This window comes from Streptomyces sp. CA189 (assembly GCF_056428985.1).
The window spans coordinates 24481-38423 of record NZ_JBWJVM010000002.1 but is presented as its reverse complement, the minus strand read 5'-3'; the positions used below and the strand labels follow the sequence as shown (position 1 = coordinate 38423).

Genomic DNA, 13943 nt, shown 5'->3' with positions numbered 1-13943 from the left:
CGCCCAGCCGCAGCGGCGCCGTCACTTGAGCCTGCTGGAGGCCAGGACCGACACCAGGTGCAGCACGGTCTGCAGCAGTGCGATGCCGGCGAGCACCGCGACGCCGAGGCGGGAGAAGTAGAGGTCGCCGCGGACCTGGTCCAGGACGGCCAGCACCAGGATGAGCAGCGAGGCCTCGATGCCGAGGACCAGGCGGTGGAACTTGAGCGCGGCCGCGGCCCGGCGGGCGAACGCCATCCCGGACGAGCGCGGCGTGGCCGCCGCGTCCTGGACCACGGGCTTCCCGGCCTGGTGGCGGGCGACGCCGACCAGGTCGGTCTCGGCCTTGATCAGGATCGCGCCGAGCGCCGCGAGGGTGCCCAGGAAGGCCCACAGCCAGTCGATGCGCCCGGTGCCCCACAGGTCGGAGGCGCGCAGGCCGAAGCCGACGAGCACCGCCGCGTCGCACAGGTAGGCGCCGACCCGGTCCAGGTAGACCCCGGACAGCGAGAACTGCTTCTTCCAGCGGGCGACCTCGCCGTCGACGCAGTCGAGCAGCAGGTACATCTGGACCGCCACCACGCCGAGGACGGCGCCCCAGACGCCGGGCACCAGCAGGGCCGGGGCGGCGAGAACCCCTGCGAGGGTCATCACGTAGGTCAGCTGGTTGGGCGTGACCTTGGTGGTGACCAGGAGGCGGGTGATGCGCAGGGAGATCTCGCGCATGTAGAGGCGCCCGCCCCAGTGCTCGCCGCTGACCCGGTCCTTGACGCCCGCCGGGTGAACGACGGGCCGGAGTTCAGCTACGGATGGTCTTGGCATAGTCGGCGTAAGCGTCCCTGATCTCGGCTGCGGACAAGTTGAGGTGCTCCAGGATCGTGAAACGTCCCGGACGGGTCTGGGGGGCGTACTCGACGGCCGCGACGAACTCGTCCACGCTGAACCCGATCTCCTCGGGCAGCACGGGCAGGCCGTGACCGCGCAGCACCTCGACGAAGAGCCCGGACTTGTCCGTGTCCCCCCGCAGGTGCATGGCGAACGCCGCTCCGAGGCCGACCTGCTCGCCGTGGAGCGCGGAGCGTCCCGGGTAGAGCAGGTCGAAGGCGTGGCTGATCTCGTGGCAGGCGCCGGACGAGGGGCGGGTGTCCCCGCTGATCGCCATGGCGATGCCGGACAGGACGAGCGCCTCGGCCAGCACGGTGAGGAACTCGTCGTCGCCGACCCCGCCGGGGTGGCGCAGTACGGACTCGCCCGCGGTACGGGCCATGGCGGCGGCCAGGCCGTCGACGGGCTCGTCGTTGAGGCGGTGCGAGAGCTCCCAGTCGGCGATGGCCGAGATGTTGGAGATCGCGTCGCCGATGCCCGCGCGGACGAACCGCGCCGGGGCGTCGCGGATGACGTCGAGGTCGACGACCATCGCGATCGGCATGGGCACGCCGTAGGAGCCCCGGCCGTTGTCGTTGTCCAGGATGGACACCGGCGAGCAGATGCCGTCGTGCGACAGGTTGGTGGCGACGGCCACCATGGGCAGTCCGACCCGCGCCGCGGCGTACTTGGCCACGTCGATGATCTTGCCGCCGCCCAGGCCCACGACGGCGTCGTAGCGGCGTCCCTTTATGTCGTCGGCCAGCTTGACCGCGGAGTCGATGGTCCCGTCGACGACGGCGTACCAGTCGGCGTGCGGCAGCACGGGCTCCAGCTTGGCGCGCAGCACCGCGCCGGAGCCGCCGCTGATGGCGATCGCGAGCTTGCCGGACGCGGAGACGCGCTGGTCGGCCAGGAGGCCGGCCAGATCGTCCATCGCGCCGCGGCTGATGTCGACGACTACGGGCGAGGGGATGAGCCTCGTCAGTACTGGCATGCGATCGTCCGGCCCTTGGCGAGGTCGTCGTGGTTGTCGATCTCGACCCACTTGACGTCGCCGATGGGGGCCACGTCGATGGTGAAGCCGTCGTTGACGAGCTGCTGGTAGCCGTCCTCGTAGTAGAGGTCGGGGTCGCGCTCGAAGGTGGTCTTCAGGGCCTCGGCCAGCGCCTCGGCGGCCTCCGGCTCGATGAGGGTGACACCGATGTACTCGCCGGTCGCGGTGGCCGGGTCCATCAGCTTGGTGATCCGCCGGACACCCTTCTCGCCGTCGGTGATGACCTTCATCTCCTCGTCGGCCAGGCTCTTGACCGTATCGAGGGCGAGGATGATCTCCTGGCCCTTGCCGCGGGCGGCGAGCAGGGTCTTCTCGACGGAGACCGGGTGGACGGTGTCGCCGTTGGCGAGGATCACACCCTGCTTGAGGACGTCACGGGCGCACCACAGGGAGTAGGCGTTGTTCCACTCCTCGGCCTTGTCGTTGTCGATCAGCGTGATCTTGACGCCGTACTTGGCCTCCAGGGCCTCGCGGCGCTCGTACACGGCTTCCTTGCGGTAGCCGACGACGACGGCGACCTCGGTCAGACCGACCTCGGCGAAGTTGCCGAGCGTGAGGTCGAGGACCGTGATGCTCTCCTCGTCGCCTTCGGGTCCGACGGGCACGAGGGCCTTGGGCAGGGTGTCGGTGTAGGGACGCAGCCGGCGTCCGGCTCCGGCAGCGAGGACGAGGCCGATCATGCTGGTTCTCCTTCGTCATGTACGGCGGGTGCCCCGGAGGAAACCCAGAAGCGGATGCTCTCCACGAGCACCACGAGTGCCACGAACACGGCGAGGGCCGTGAGCGCGACGGGGAAGTCCACGGCGCGCGACGCCAGGACGGAGGCCAGGACCGTGATCAACAGGACCCGGCCCTCGTGCCCGCCGATCGTCCGCACCAGCCAGTGCGGGGGCGCGCCGGTGCCACCGCGGATGCGGTAGACCGTGTCGTAGTGATGGTAGGCGACCGCCGCGACCAGTCCGAATGCCGCGGGAAGGGCCCCGGGGACGTCCGCCTTGGCGGCGAGGATCAGGACGGTGGTGTATTCGGCGGCCCGGAAGACGGGCGGCAGCAGCCAGTCCAGCGGGGCCTTGAGCGGCTGCGCTACGGCGGCTCCGGCGGTCAGCACGTACAGCCCGGCGAAGAGGATCGGCAGGGGGCTGCCGAAGGACGTCTCCCGTGCGGCGAGGAGCAGCATGACCGCCGAGCCCACCCCGCTCACCATGAACGCGGGCGCGGTGTAGTGCGGCAGCCTGCGCATGCCGCGGGCGATCAGCTCGCCCAGCGGGCCGGTGTCGGCCAGGTCCGCGAGGGCGCGGGCGGCCCGGTCGGTCCGCTTCGCCTTGCGGGTCAGCGAGCGCAGGACCCGGCCGGCGGTGGTGTAGAGGGCGCCGAAGGCGCAGCCGACGAGCAGGGCGTAGAAGACGATCCGCGGGGTGGTGAAGGCGATGAGGACCGCGATCATGGCCCAGCGCTCGCCGATCGGCAGGATGATCATGCGCCGGACCCAGACCGTCCAGCCCCGGCTGTCGAGCTTGTCCGACAGGGCCGCGGTGGGGCTCGTATTGGCGGTGGCGTCGTGGTTGGCCTCGTTGAAGGCGAAGTCCACGACGTGCCGGCAGGTCATGAGGATCATGGCGCCGAGCGCCAGGGCCCAGACGTCGTCGCCGTTCCTGGCCGCGCCGAGCGCGAGGCCCGCGTAGAAGGAGTACTCCTTCGCACGGTCGAAGGTGGCGTCGAGCCAGGCGCCCATCGTCGAGTACTGGAGCGAGTAGCGGGCGAGCTGCCCGTCCGCGCAGTCCAGGACGAAGGAGACCAGGAGCAGCACGCCGGACGCCACGTAGCCCCAGCGGTCGCCGGTGGCGGCGCAGCCGGCCGCGATCAGCGCGGTGATCAGCGAGGCGGTGGTGACCTGGTTGGGGGTCAGTCCGCGGCGCGCGCACCAGCGGGCGAGGTAGCGCGAGTACGGGCTGATGAAGAACGTGGTGAAGAACCCGTCGCGGGACTTCACGGCGGTGCGCAGCCGGACGGCCTCCTCGTCGACGGCCGCGACGGCGGCTGCCGCCGTCGCGCGCTCGGCCGCGGTGGCGGGCACGGCGGCGACGAGGGTGCCCAGCTCGGGGCGGTGCACGGGGGTGCCGGCGGCCTCGACCGCGGCGGCGAGCCGGTCGGGGTACGGGCCGTCGCCCACGGGGGCGGACGCGTCGAGCGCGGCGGCCCGGTCCAGGGCCGCGCGGGCGCCCGGCTGGACGGCGACGGCCCCGGTGACGGAGCAGGCGTCGAACCGCGGGTCGGTCAGCGCGAGGCGCAGGGCGTGCAGGTGCCCGACGAACTCACCGTCCACGACGGCCACGCGCTGGTCGGCGGGTACGAGCGCCAGCGCGGCGGTGGCGTCCGACGGGGTGGCCGCGGGGCGGACGTCGAAGCCGAGGGAGCGCAGCTCGTCGGCGAGCGCTGATCCGGGCACCGGCAGGCCGGTAAGGATGACGGTCGGCAGACGAACTCACTCCTTGCACGCACACGGGTAACGAGCGCCGAGTGGGCCGGCGGCACGTCGGCAGAGGCTATCGGATGAACGGAAGCGGGGGTTCACCGCCCGTTTACGCTCCGATAAGCCGAAAATCACGGGCCTGTCGGCCCTGTGCCGATCATCATTGACGATCAGGAGGAGCGATCACAAACCGCCGTCGGCACCGCTGCTGCTAGGCTGGCCGCAGACGCGTACGAGTTTCGCGAAAGCGTCTTAATCGCCCGAATGTCACACGGGATGTGACGAAAGAAAGAAAGAGGTGGGGTTGATGACCGTCGCAGGCGTCGCCGCCCAGCGCAGCGCACTCCGGTTCATCCCCCTCTCCTTCCGGGCGTCCGGCCGGGTCTGATCACACCGATCACCCCCGTCGGCCGGAGCCCCCTTTCAAGGGTTCACGTTGACCGACAACACCGGTAACACCAGCAACTCCCACTCCACCGATTTCAGCACCCAGAGCGACCTGTTCTTCGAGGCGTTCTTCGCGCTGCACCGCGGCCTGCCCCGGCAGTCCCCCGGTTCCGAGGCGACCACCCGCCACCTGCTGTCCCTGTGCGGGCCGCTGCCCGAGCGGCCGCGCGCCCTGGACCTGGGCTGCGGTCCCGGCCCCAGCGCCCTGCTGCTCGCCGCCGAAGCGGGCGGCCGCGGGGCCGAGGTCACCGCCGTCGATCTCAACGACGGCTTCCTCGACGAGCTCCGCACGGCCGCCGCGGCCCGCGGGCTCACCGACCGCGTCCGCGCCGTCAAGGCGGACATCGGCGACCTCGCGCATCCGGACGGCTCCTTCGACCTCGTCTGGGCCGAGGGATCCGCCTACAACATCGGCTTCGCCACCGCGCTCGCACGGTGGAAGCGGCTGCTCGCCCCCGGCGGCACCCTCGTGCTCAGCGAGTGCGAGTGGACCGTCGACGAACCCTCCGCCGGGGTCCGCGCCTTCTGGGACCCGCACTACGCGCTGCGCTCCACGGCCTGCAACCTGGCCGCCGTCCAGGCAGCCGGCTACCAGGTCCTCGGCGTCCACCGGCAGCCCGACTCCGACTGGGCCGCCTACTACGGTCCGCTCGGCGAGCGGACCGCCGCGGCTGCGGAACCCTCGGGCCCCGAGGCCGCGGCCGCGCTGGGCTTCGTACGCGAGGAGATCGACGTACGGGAGCGGTACGGGCACGAGTACGGGTACACCGCCTACGTCCTGCGGCCGGTGACGGCCGGGGACGGCGGCGCCTGGCCGGTCCGCCCCGAGGCGGCCGGGGACGCGGCCGCCGTGCACGCGCTGAACTCCGCCGCCTTCGAGACCCCGGCCGAGGCCGACCTCGTGGACGCGCTGCGCGCCGACGGCTCCTGGCTGCCCGGCCTCTCCTACGTGGCCGAGGGCCCGGACGGGTCGGTCGCGGCGCACGCCCTGCTGACCCGGTGCGAGGTGGACGGGGTGGCCGCGCTCGCGCTCGCCCCGGTGGCCACCGCCCCCGCGCTCCAGCGCTCGGGCGCCGGCAGCGCGGTCGTACGGGCACTGCTCGCGGCGGCCGCGGAGCGCGGGGAGAACCTCGTGCTCGTCCTCGGGCATCCCGAGTACTACCCGCGCTTCGGGTTCGTGCCGGCTTCGCGCTTCGGGATCAAGGCGCCCTTCGAGGTGCCGGACGAGGCCATGATGGCGCTGGTACTCGACGATTCGGTGCCGGTTCCCGCGGGCACGATCAAGTACCCGGCCCCGTTCGGGGTTTGATGCCGGGTCCGGCCCGCGGCCGGATGACCCGCGGCCGGATGAACTGACCGATCAGCACGTTCCGCCCCCCGTCGCATATCACGCGGCGGGGGGCGGACATGCGCGGATCACCGAAGTGGGGGCAATCCCCATTTGTACGGCAGACTGAAAGCCGAAGTCCGAAGCGAAGGATGGGTATGCCGACCACACCAGCCACCGCCGCGAACAGTGCGACCACCGGCACCGGCGCTCAAGAACCGATCATGCTCGAACTGGTCGACGAGTCCGGCAACACCATCGGTACGGCGGAAAAGCTCTCCGCCCATCAGGCCCCCGGCCAGTTGCACCGGGCGTTCTCGGTGTTCCTCTTCGACGAGCAGGGCCGGATGCTGCTCCAGCAGCGCGCCCTCGGGAAGTACCACTCCCCCGGTGTCTGGTCGAACACCTGCTGCGGCCACCCCTACCCCGGGGAGTCGCCGTTCGCGGCGGCGGCCCGGCGGACCCACGAGGAGCTGGGGCTCTCGCCCTCGCTGCTCGCGGAGGCGGGGACGGTGCGCTACAACCATCCGGACCCGGCGTCCGGGCTGGTGGAGCAGGAGTACAACCACCTGTTCGTGGGACTCGCGCAGCGGTCGGCGCGGCCGGATCCGGAAGAGATCGCGGACACCGCGTTCGTGACCGCGGAGGAACTCGCGAAGCGGCACGCCGAGGTCCCGTTCTCGGCCTGGTTCATGACCGTGCTGGACGCGGCCCGGCCCGCGATCCGCGAGCTGACGGGCGACGCGGCGGGCTGGTAGCAGCCGACGGCGGGCGGTGGCGGCACGAGGCGGCCGGTGGCGGCCGGCCCTCGATGGCCGCGCCGGGTGGCGGCCGCGAGCGGGCTCAGACCGCCGAGGTCGGGGTGGCGGCGGGTGACGCGGCGGCCGTGGTGAGCGGCAGGGCCGCCCAGATCACCTTGCCGCCCGTGGAGGTGTGCTCCACGTCGCAGACCCCGCCGGCCTCCAGCGTGATCTCCCGGACGAGGAGGAGGCCGCGGCCCCCGGTCTGGCCGAAATCGGCCTCCAGCGCCTTGGGGCGGTACGGGTGGTTGTCCTCGACGGCCACCCGTACCCACTCCCGGCCGATGGCGACCTCGACCGCGACCTCCGGCGAGAGCAGGGCCGCGTGCCGGACCGAGTTCGTCACCAGTTCGGAGACGATCAGCAGCAGGGAGTAGACCAGGTCCCGGTCGGCCGGCACCTCCTGGCGGCCGAGCAGGTCACGGACCGCGCGGCGGGCCTGCGGAACGGATTCTTCTACTGCGGGTGCCGTGAATCGCCACACTCCCTCGTACGCGAGGGGGGCGGCCGCGACCTCCGGCTCCTCCCCCTTGACTGGCGGGACGCTCCCGCTCACATCCATCTCCCGGCCCCCGTCTTCACGCTCGATCGTCTGCACACGTCAAGAGTGGGGACCGGACCGCTCCGGCCCGGACCACTGACCAGAAGTCAGCATCAATCGGACACTTTCTGACCGCTGGCGTATGACAGAGTCAGTTGTTCGACCGTTCCTGATCTTCTGGGGAGCGCTTCTCGGCCGCCTCGTGCGTCTCGGGCGCCGCGACTCCCGGCCCTCCCGGCGTCACCGGAACCTCGTCGTCCCTGGCCAAGCCCAGGATGCGGCGGGCGCCCATGCCCACGGCGATCAGGCTCAGGCCGTCGAACAGCAGCGCGAGGGAGAAGAACGCTCCGATCACGTACAGGCTGCTGCCGGGCCAGTTGGCGAGGATCAGGAGGCCCAGCAGGATGCCGAAAGCGCCCTGGACGAGGGTCAGCCCGAGGTGCGCGCCCCGCACCACGACGGCGCCGGCCAGCCGGAACACCCCGCCGGTGAGGAACAACAGCGCGGCGAACATGGTGAGCGCCTCCGCGCTCGCCTCCGGGCGGCGCAGGATCACGAATCCGGCGGCGATGTTGATCGCGGCGACGATGACGGCGAGCCAGAAATAGTTGCTCTTGCGGGACTGGATCGCCTGGAGCAGGCCCACCACGCCGCCGAACAGCAGCAGCCAGCCGAAGAGGAACATCGTGGTCAGGGTGGCGACACCGGTGTAGACGAGGCCCACCAGCCCGGCCACCACCAGGAGCGCCCCGAGCAGGGCCATCAGCGCGAAACTGCGGCTGACCTTCTTCTTGTCGTCCTTCATGTCCTGCGGACCCGTACGGTCCGCTCGCTCGGCACGGTCTGCGCCCATCGACGCGCCACCTTTCAGCACCCCCGGACGGACCCCCGACTGCCGGCCGGTCCACCGAGCTGCCGGGGACCGGTCTTTTGATCATAGGTTTGACCGTCCGGGATAGCATCCGGCGCATGGACGCAGCCCACGCCGCCGAGGCACCGCAGACCACGCGGGCACCCCGCGGAGCCCTCCTCTCCTCCGTCGCCGACGGGGTCGCCACCGTCGTGATCTCGCATCCCGCCAAGCGCAACGCCATGACGGCCGCGATGTGGCGCGGGCTGCCGGAGCTGCTGGCCGGGCTCGCCGCGGACCCCGCCGTACGGGTGCTGGTCCTGACGGGGGCCGGCGAGACCTTCTGCGCGGGGGCCGACATCTCCTCGCTGACCGGGGACGAGGACCCGCAGGCCCTGGCCGTCGCGGCGGAGGAGGCGCTCGCCGCCTTCCCCAAGCCCACGCTGGCCGCGATCCGCGGGTTCTGCGTGGGCGGGGGCAGTCAGCTCGCCGCCGCCTGCGACCTGCGCTTCGCCGAGGAGGGGGCTTCCTTCGGGGTGACCCCGGCGAGGCTGGGCATCGTGTACGCGGCCTCGTCCACCCGGCGCCTCGCGTCCCTGGTGGGCCCGGCAGCCGCCAAGTACCTGCTCTTCTCCGCCGAGTTGATCGACGCGGAGCGGGCACTGCGCACCGGACTGCTGGACGAGCTGCTGCCCGCGGGACAACTGGCCAAGCGCGTGGCGGAGTTCACCCGGAGCCTGGCCACGCGCTCCCAGCTCACGCAGAGTTCCGCGAAGGAGTTCGTGGACGGCCGCACGGACCGGGACGCGTACTGGGCCGCACAGGCCGCCGCCAGCGGCGACATCGCGGAGGGGGTGGCCGCCTTCCTGGAACGGCGCGCGCCCGCCTTCACCTGGACTCCGCCGGCGGAGCCGGACGGGTACGGAGCGTCACCCTCGGGGTCTTCGCCCGGCTCGGGCCGCTGACCACGGCCCCGGGCCCCGGACGCGCGGGGCGCGGATAGGATCGGGGCATCATGACTGCAACCCTCGTCGCCAAGAAGCTCACCGCCGCGCACGGTGAGCGCACGCTCTTCGCCGATCTCGACCTCGTCGTCGCGCCCGGCGACGTCATCGGCCTCGTCGGCGTCAACGGCGCCGGGAAGTCCACCCTGCTGCGGATGCTCGCCGGGCTGGACGCCCCCGAGACCGGTGAGCTGCGCCTCTCCCCGCCCAGCGCCGCCGTCGGGCACCTCCCGCAGGAGCCCGAGCGGCGCCCCGGCGAGTCCGTCCGCGCGTTCCTGGCCCGGCGCACCGGGGTGGCCACCGCACAGGCGGAGCTGGACGCGGCGACGCAGGGCCTCGTGGACGGGGACCCGGGCGCCGACGACGCGTACGCGGACGCCCTCGACCGGTGGCTGAACCTCGGCGGCGCCGACCTCGACGAGCGGGCCCAGGAGGTCGCCGACGACCTCGGGCTGTCCGTCGGCCTCGACCTGCCGATGACCGCGCTGTCCGGCGGGCAGGCCGCCCGCGCCGGACTGGCCTCGCTCCTGCTGTCCCGCTACGACGTCTTCCTGCTCGACGAGCCGACCAACGACCTCGACCTCGACGGTCTGGAGCGTCTGGAGCAGTTCGTGAAGGGGCTGCGCGCCGGCACCGTCGTGATCAGTCACGACCGCGAGTTCCTCGCGCGCACCGTCACCAAGGTCCTGGAGCTCGACCTGGCCCAGCAGCAGATCAACCTCTACGGCGGCGGCTACGACTCCTACCTGGAGGAGCGCGAGCGGGCCCGCGGCCACGCCCGCGAGGAATTCGAGGAGTACGCGGGCAAGAAGTCCGCCCTCGAAGGCCGGGCCCAGATGCAGCGCAACTGGATGGACAAGGGCGTGCGCAACGCCCGCCGCAAGGCGACCGACAACGACAAGATCGGCAAGAACCTGCGCGGCGAGTCGAGCGAGAAGCAGGCCGCCAAGGCCCGCCAGACTCAGCGCGCGATCGAGCGTCTCGACGTGGTGGAGGAGCCGCGCAAGGAGTGGGAGCTGCGCATGGAGATCGCGGCGGCCCCGCGCTCCGGCTCGGTGGTCGCCACCCTGCGCGAAGTGGCGGTGCGCCGCGGGGACTTCGCCTTCGGGTCGGCCAGCCTGCAGATCGACTGGGCGGACCGGGTCGCCATCACCGGCGCCAACGGAGCGGGCAAGTCGACCCTGTTGGCCGTGCTGCTGGGACGGCTCGCCCCGGACTCCGGCTCCGCCACCCTCGGCTCGGGCGTCCTGGTCGGCGAAGTGGACCAGGCCCGCGGGCTGTTCCTCGGCGACGAACCGCTCATCGAAGCCTTCTGCGCCGCCGTGCCCGACACCGAACCGGCCGACGTCCGCACCCTGCTCGCCAAGTTCGGCCTGAAGGCGGCGCACGTGACCCGCCCGGCGGCCACCCTCTCCCCCGGCGAGCGCACCCGGGCGGCCCTGGCGCTGCTCCAGGGGCGCGGGGTGAACCTGCTGGTGCTGGACGAGCCGACGAACCACCTCGACCTGCCGGCGATCGAGCAGCTGGAGTCCGCTCTCGAGGCCTACGAGGGCACCCTGCTGCTGGTCACCCACGACCGCCGGATGCTCGACGCGGTCCAGGTGACCCGCCGGCTGCACGTCGCGGACGGCAAGGTCACCGAGCTCTGAGGCTCCCGCACCTCGTCGTCCAGTGCTGTGGCCGGAAAGGTTTGCCGGGTCGCGGTGTCCGGTGCGGTGCATCGCAAGGCGGAGGACCCCGACTCGTACTGGACGTACCGTCGTGGTCCGACAACACGGCGAGGTGCCGTGCCGGGCGCCGTGACACGGTGAACCCTTCCGGTCACAGCGCTAGGCTCCGGGCATGGACGAACGGGGGGCCGGGACGCCCTGGCACGAGCTCGAAGGGGTGGCGGCGGGTCGGGAGAAGGTTCCCGGCCTGCTGCGCGGACTGCTGACACCGGGGCTGAGCCGCTCCTCCTGGGCGCAGTTGGAGGAGCTGCTCGGCTGGTGCACGGACGAGCCGCTGTTCACGGAGGGCACCCAGCGGCTGTTCGATCTGCTTCCGCGACTGGGCGCTCACCGGCGGGCCCTGGCCCTCGGTCTGCTGGCCCGGCGCGCCCACGGCATCGGTGAGCGCCGCGTCGGCGTGCACCGCCCGGCCTTCCTCGCCTTCGCGGCCCGGGAGCACGACGTGGTCGCGCTGATCGCGGACCCGTCGGCGCAGGTCCGGGCCGCGGCGGCCTGGCTGCTGGGCGGGCTCCGGGGAGAGGATCCGGCGACGCTTCGGGCCCTTCGGCGCAGGGCCCATGAGGAGCAGGACCCGACGGCGCTGGTCTCCCAACTCCTCGCGGTGGGAGCGCTGTCAGGATCCGCAGACCGGGCGGCGACCGCCGAGTGGGGCCGGCCGTGGCTGGACCACCCGGACACCCTCGTACGCTTGGCGGCCGCGCGGGCCGTGCTGCTGACGGCCGCCCCGGAAGGTGCGCAGGGCACGGGCCGCCGCATCGCCGGGGCCTTCGCCGAGCTCGGGACCGGCGATTTGCCCGAGGTGCCCTGGTGGCCGTACGGCTACACGCCCGTGGAGCGGTACGCGGATCAGCTCACGGCCCATCCCCGCGAGGCCCGGGCCCTCGTCGACGGCCTGGCCCGGCACCGGGATCCGAGCCTGCGGGCTCAGGCCGTGCGCGCGGCCGGCGGCCAACTCCGCTACTGGCGCCACCCGGAGGAGCACATGTGGCAGACGGTCGCCGCGGGGCTGGAGGACGAGCCCGAGGTGGCCGACCGGTCGCTGACGGAACTCGCCCGGTGCGGGAGCGCGGCGGCCCCGTACGCGGACCGAATCGTCCGGGCGTTCGAAGGGGCCGCCTCCCCCGGCCAGTTGAGCGCGCACACCGCGGTCCGCGTACTGGTCCACTCCGGGGACCCCCGAGCCGTCTCCTTGCACCGCGAACAGTTCGGGCACTCCTTCCTGGAGGCCGGGCCGCTGCCCGTGTCATGGGCCGCGGCTCTGCTGCCGGACTTCCGGGACCGGCTCGTTTACGACCCCGGGTCCCACACCACCGGCAAGATCCTGGCCGCCCTCGCCCTGTGGGGCCCGGCCGCGGCTCCCGCCGTGCCGGAGCTGGCCGACGCCCTGGACACCGCGTCCGCCCGGCCGGCCGCCGAAGCCCTGGGGCGGATCGGCCCCGCCGCCTCGGCCGCCGCCGGGGCGCTGGCCGCGCTCGCCCGGGGGGAGACGAGCCCGTGGCGGTTCGGCGTCGGCACCGAACGCTCGCCGAAGCCGTGGCAGGGCGCGCAGACCGCGGCCTGGGCGCACTGGCGGGTGACGGGCGACCCGGAACTGGCCCTGAGGGTCGGCGGATCGGCGGCCCGGGCGGGACTCGGCCGTCCGGTGCTGCGCTACCTCGCCGACCTGGGTCCGCTCGCAGCCCCGTACGCCGACTCCGTGCGGGCCCTGCTCGACGGCCCGGGCGAGTGGAGCAGGGTCGGCGCGGCCGAAGCCTGGTGGCGGATCACCGGCGATCCGGCCCCCGCCGTCGGGGCGCTGCTGCCGGAGCTGGCACCGCTGGCCGAACACCGGGTCACCGAGCTGACGTTGCGGACCGTGCGCGCGCTGGGGGCGATCGGCCCGCCCGCGGCGGCCGCCCTGCCCGCGCTGCGTACCGTGGCGGCCGCGCCGCCGCGCCGGTACGGCGCGAGCATCGTCATGGACGCGGAACTGCTCCGGGACGCGCGGGAGGCGGTGGAGCGGATCGGCGGTCCCTGACGGCTGGACGGGCTAGGTCGTCTCTGCCGGCGGACGAGCAGGGCTCATCCCGCGTCCGCCGGGGGGCGGCGCGTGCGGGCCATCTTCCGGGCCACGAAGCCGCGCGGGAGGTGGCGGGCGGCCAGCGCGTACGCCTGGTAGCGCCGGCCCGTGATGCTCACCGGGCGGCGCCGGGCCAGGTCCTTCAGGGCCTGGGCCACCACGTCGCGCGGCTCCAGCCACACCCCGTCGCGCAGGGCGGTGACGTCCATCCCGGCGCGCTCCTGGAACTCGGTGCGGGTGAATCCCGGGACCACCGCCAGCACGCGGACCCCGTACGGCTCCATGTCCACGCGCAGCGACTCGCTGAAGGCCGTGATCCAGGCCTTCGCGGCGCCGTAGGTCCCGGTCGGCAGCAGTCCGGCCACCGAGGAGACGTTGAGCACCGCGCCGCGGCGGCGTTCGCGCAGGCCCGGGAGCACGGCGTGGGTGAGCCGGAGCGGCACCTTCACCAGCAGGTCGAGCATCCGCTCCTCGTCCTCGACCGGGCTGTACGGGAACGGCGCGGGGAGTCCGAAGCCGGCGTTGTTGACCAGGATGTCGACGGGCCGGGTCCGGTCCGCGAGCCGCTCGGCGACGGCTGCGAGCCCGTCCGCGTCGAGCAGGTCGGCGGGCAACACCTCGCAGACGGTGCCGAATTCCCGGGCGAGGTCCGCGGCGACGGCTTCGAGGCGGGCTTTGTCGCGGGCGACGAGGACGAGGTCGCAGCCCTTGGCGGCGAAGCCGCGGGCGAAGGCGGCGCCGAGTCCGGCGCTGGCCCCTGTGATCAGTGCGGTGGTGGTCAAGAGACGTTCACTTCCTGGCTGTCGAGCACGTTC

Annotated in this window: 12 protein-coding genes; 5 read left to right on the top strand and 7 right to left on the bottom strand. The window is 73.0% G+C overall.

All coding sequences use genetic code 11. The features are described from left to right. Nucleotides 1-21: 21 nt before the first annotated feature. From AC061S_RS02395 to AC061S_RS02380, 4 genes are read right to left on the bottom strand one after another with little or no spacing between them, the layout of a single operon-like run. Nucleotides 22-801, bottom strand: coding sequence for a CDP-alcohol phosphatidyltransferase family protein (locus tag AC061S_RS02395; RefSeq protein ID WP_388497063.1), 780 nt, complete (start codon nt 799-801; stop codon nt 22-24). Further along, nucleotides 779-1840: an iron-containing alcohol dehydrogenase family protein gene (locus AC061S_RS02390; protein WP_478684116.1), complete on the bottom strand. Its 1062-nt coding sequence runs from the start codon at nt 1838-1840 to the stop codon at nt 779-781. Before AC061S_RS02390 ends, AC061S_RS02395 begins: the two co-directional genes overlap by 23 nt. Continuing rightward, entirely contained in the window at nt 1828-2580 is a 753-nt protein-coding gene (locus tag AC061S_RS02385) for a phosphocholine cytidylyltransferase family protein (RefSeq protein ID WP_478684115.1), read from the bottom strand. Before AC061S_RS02385 ends, AC061S_RS02390 begins: the two co-directional genes overlap by 13 nt. Then, on the bottom strand, nt 2577-4376 hold the full coding sequence (locus AC061S_RS02380; RefSeq protein WP_478684325.1) for a DUF5941 domain-containing protein: 1800 nt from the start codon (nt 4374-4376) through the stop codon (nt 2577-2579). Before AC061S_RS02380 ends, AC061S_RS02385 begins: the two co-directional genes overlap by 4 nt. Nucleotides 4377-4869: 493 nt before the next feature. On the opposite strand from AC061S_RS02380, the gene AC061S_RS02375 reads away from it, so the two are divergent. Together AC061S_RS02375 and idi are read left to right on the top strand one after the other, a co-directional pair. Further along, nucleotides 4870-6126 carry a GNAT family N-acetyltransferase gene (locus AC061S_RS02375; RefSeq protein WP_478684324.1) on the top strand — a complete coding sequence of 419 codons (1257 nt, stop codon included), beginning with the start codon at nt 4870-4872 and terminating at the stop codon, nt 6124-6126. A gap of 176 nt (nt 6127-6302) precedes the next feature. Beyond that, nucleotides 6303-6902 carry an isopentenyl-diphosphate Delta-isomerase gene (idi, locus tag AC061S_RS02370; protein ID WP_399451032.1) on the top strand — a complete coding sequence of 200 codons (600 nt, stop codon included), beginning with the start codon at nt 6303-6305 and terminating at the stop codon, nt 6900-6902. Nucleotides 6903-6987: 85 nt separating this feature from the next. Here idi and AC061S_RS02365 read toward each other — a convergent pair whose 3' ends face one another. Both AC061S_RS02365 and AC061S_RS02360 read right to left on the bottom strand, forming a co-directional pair. Next, nucleotides 6988-7506 carry an ATP-binding protein gene (locus AC061S_RS02365; RefSeq protein ID WP_478684323.1) on the bottom strand — a complete coding sequence of 173 codons (519 nt, stop codon included), beginning with the start codon at nt 7504-7506 and terminating at the stop codon, nt 6988-6990. A 130-nt stretch (nt 7507-7636) separates the two neighbouring features. Continuing rightward, nucleotides 7637-8290 carry an HdeD family acid-resistance protein gene (locus AC061S_RS02360; protein WP_478684322.1) on the bottom strand — a complete coding sequence of 218 codons (654 nt, stop codon included), beginning with the start codon at nt 8288-8290 and terminating at the stop codon, nt 7637-7639. A gap of 164 nt (nt 8291-8454) precedes the next feature. Here AC061S_RS02360 and AC061S_RS02355 point away from each other — a divergent pair, with 164 nt between their 5' ends. From AC061S_RS02355 to AC061S_RS02345, 3 genes are all read left to right on the top strand, one after another. Then, on the top strand, nt 8455-9300 hold the full coding sequence (locus AC061S_RS02355; protein WP_478684114.1) for an enoyl-CoA hydratase/isomerase family protein: 846 nt from the start codon (nt 8455-8457) through the stop codon (nt 9298-9300). Between the two features lie 50 nt (nt 9301-9350). Then, nucleotides 9351-10988, top strand: coding sequence for an ABC-F family ATP-binding cassette domain-containing protein (locus AC061S_RS02350; protein WP_478684113.1), 1638 nt, complete (start codon nt 9351-9353; stop codon nt 10986-10988). Between the two features lie 193 nt (nt 10989-11181). Continuing rightward, nucleotides 11182-13086 (top strand): hypothetical protein, encoded by a 1905-nt coding sequence (locus AC061S_RS02345; protein ID WP_478684112.1) that lies wholly within the window; start codon nt 11182-11184, stop codon nt 13084-13086. A gap of 44 nt (nt 13087-13130) precedes the next feature. On the opposite strand, the gene AC061S_RS02340 is transcribed toward AC061S_RS02345, so the two are convergent. Further along, the gene (locus tag AC061S_RS02340) at nt 13131-13910 is read right to left on the bottom strand and encodes an SDR family NAD(P)-dependent oxidoreductase (protein ID WP_478684111.1); all 780 of its coding nucleotides are present in this window, start codon (nt 13908-13910) and stop codon (nt 13131-13133) included. Between the last annotated feature and the right edge of the window lie 33 nt (nt 13911-13943).